Source organism: Spirillospora sp. NPDC046719, from assembly GCF_040645715.1.
Taxonomy (GTDB): domain Bacteria; phylum Actinomycetota; class Actinomycetes; order Streptosporangiales; family Streptosporangiaceae; genus Spirillospora.
Window position 1 is genome coordinate 1 of record NZ_JBEYYT010000754.1, and the last position, 2741, is coordinate 2741.

A 2741-nucleotide genomic window follows, 5' to 3' on the forward strand; every position below is an offset into this window, starting at 1 on the left:
GCGCCGGCGGCGGGTTCCCGGGTGCGGGTTCGCCGGCGGCCCGGGAGGCCCGGGCGGGGTGCTCGCCGGTGCCGGCGCCGGGGCGGGCGCCCCGGACGCCGGCGCCGGGCCCGGCCCCGCAGGCGGCGCCGCTCCCGAAGGCCCCGGCGGCATCGAGGGCGCCGTCCCCGAAGGCACCGTCCCCGAAGGCGCCGTCCCCGAAGGCGGGGCGGACTGCGGCGCGAACGCCGGGGGCGCCGCCGGGGCGGGCGGCGGCGCCGAGGGCGGCGGGGCGATGGGCGGCGTCGCGACGTTGCCCGACTCCGCGGGCGACGGCGCCGTCACGCCGCCGAACAGCTCCCGGTAGACCTGTGCCGAGCGCGGGTTGGCACCGCATTCCCACACACCGTGCGGGCAGTAGTCCGTGATCGACTGGTAGGCCACGTTATGCGACATGATCCAGTCATGCATTCCCTGGATATATTCGGGGTTGTCGGAGTTGCGGAACAGGCCCCATTCCGGAAAGGAGATGGGCTTTCCGCGGACCGCGGCGAAGTCCGCCTGCGCCTTCATCCCGTACGGCTGGTCGATGTACTCCTGGAAGGACTCTCCGGGCGGCTGGTCATAGCTGTCGGAACCGATGACGTCCACCACGTCGTCACCGGGATAGCACTCCGTCCACGGAACCGCGTCATGGCCGCGGTTCGGCGCGAAATCGAACCGGAAACGCGCGCCGGGGACCGCGCGCATCGCCGCGACGATGCGCCGCCAGTACGTCTTCCACGCGTCCGGGGCCGGCGCGCAGCGGCCGTCGTAGACGTCGCCGTTCATCTCCCAGCCGAGGACGATCACCGAGTCGCCCGCGTTCAGCGACACCAGGTGCCGCGCGAGCGCCTGGTAGTGCCCGTCGAACGCGCCGGACGCGCCGCCGCGCAGCAGCGACGCCACCACGACCGGCGGCAGCCCCGCCTCGTTCGGCGTCATCATCGGCACGTTGACGACCAGCATCCGGCGCGGGTCGGCCTCCCGCCAGCGCGTCCACGGCTGCAGGATCTGCGGCGGGCCCTCGACGTCGTCCCAGGAGTCGCCCGGCAGGTAGGTGCGCCCGACGGTGACCGTCGAGCCGAGCCAGCGCTGGAACCGCTCCACCCGGGCGACGCCCTCCGCGCCCGAACCGAGAAATGCCCCCAACGGCACGTAATTGGCCGTTCTGTGCGCGGCCTGCGGCCGGAACCAGCCGACCAGCGTGGACGCCGCCAGTGCGACCAGGACGGCGGCGGCGAGCAATACCGGCGGGAACGGGAAGAACGCGGCACGCCTTTTTCGCGGCGTTTCCTGCGGCCGCCGCCCGGTCGAATGGATATTCGCAGCTCGCATGCGTATCGTATGCCCTCTGGCGGCCGCAGCGAACGAATCGGCCAAGCGGCCGATCACAAAATTTACCTTGAAAGGGAAGGCACGCCGTGCGCCAAGACCCGCCGCCGGAACCGGCCGGCTGACCCGGATGTTCCTCGACACCCGCACCCCGCCGGGACCGCTCCTGGACCCCGGGCTGCCCGTCCTGCTGCTGCGCACCGACCACAATTTCTTCCACCACGGAAGCCTCGGCGCGATCCGTTCGCTCGGCCGCGCCGGAGTGCCGGTGCACGCCATCCTGGAGGGCCGCGCCAGCCCGGTGTCCCGGTCCCGCTACCTGTACCGGAGCCATCCGTGGGGGCCGCCCGCCGAGCGCCCCGCCGAGCTGGCCGCGCACCTGCACCGGATCGCCGAGCGGATCGGCCGCCCGGCGCTGCTGCTGCCCGTCGACGACGCCGGCGCGCTGTTCGTCGCCGAGCACGCCGAGGCGCTCGCGTCCGCGTTCGTCTTCCCGCGCCAGGACCCGGACGTCCCGCGCCGCGTCGCGGACAAGTCGCAGCTCATCGCCGCGCTCCGGGAGCACGGCGTGCCGTGCCCGCAGAGCCGCACGCCGCGCAGCGCCGCCGACGTGGAGGACGCCGCCGCCGAGCTCGGCCTGCCGCTGATCGCCAAGTGGGCCCGGCCGTGGCGGCTGCCGCGGGGCATGCGCAGCACCACCGTCGCGCACACCCTGGACGAGGCGTACCGGCTGTTCGCGGCCGGGCTCCGGCGCGACCCGGACGGCGACGCCGGACCGCTGATCCTGCAGCGGCGCATCCCGAAGGCCGGCGGCGACTGGTTCTTCCACGGCTACTTCGACGCGTCCCTGGACTGCCTGTTCGCCGCGACGGGGCGCAAGCACCTCGCGCACCCGCCGCAGGCCGGCCACACGGTCGCCGGGGAGTGGACCCGCAACCCCGAGCTGGAGCGCCTCGCGGTGCGGACCGTCCGGACGCTCGGCTGCCGGGGCCCGGTCGACCTGGACTTCCGGTTCGACGCCGGGACCGGCGCCTACCACCTGCTGGACTTCAACCCGCGGGTCGGCGCGCAGTTCCGGCTGTTCACCGACCGGCGCGGGCTCGACCTCGTCCGCGTCCTGCACCTGGACCAGTCCGGGCGGGACGTCCCGCCGCCGCTTCCGGCGTTCGGCCGCCGGATGCTGGTGGAGAACCACTACCTGCGGCAGTCGCTCGGCCGGCCGCTGCTGCGCACGGGGACCCTCCGCCCGCTGCGCGAGGCCGACGAGCTGGCCTGGTACGCCGGCGACGACCTGCCGCCGTTCCTGGTCATGGGCGGGCAGAGCGTGCTTCGCGCCGCCGGGCGCGGGCGGGGGCGGGCGCCCGGCCCGGCCGGCCGCTGAGCCGGCC

At 74.8% G+C, this 2741-nt stretch carries 2 protein-coding genes; one reads left to right on the top strand and one right to left on the bottom strand.

Translation table 11 applies throughout. From position 1 onward, the window contains the following. A partial coding sequence (locus tag ABZ914_RS49700; RefSeq protein WP_500201572.1) for a glycoside hydrolase family 26 protein occupies positions 1-1356 on the bottom strand: 1356 nt, incomplete at its 3' end. Positions 1357-1483: 127 nt separating this feature from the next. On the opposite strand from ABZ914_RS49700, the gene ABZ914_RS49705 reads away from it, so the two are divergent. Next, entirely contained in the window at positions 1484-2734 is a 1251-nt protein-coding gene (locus ABZ914_RS49705) for a carboxylate--amine ligase (RefSeq protein ID WP_500201573.1), read from the top strand. Positions 2735-2741: the final 7 nt, after the last annotated feature.

Excerpts from the sequence above, each read along its gene's own strand:
- ABZ914_RS49705 (WP_500201573.1), top strand. The coding sequence starts at position 1,484 with ATGTTCCTCGACACCCGCACCCCGCCGGGACCGCTCCTGGACCCCGGG.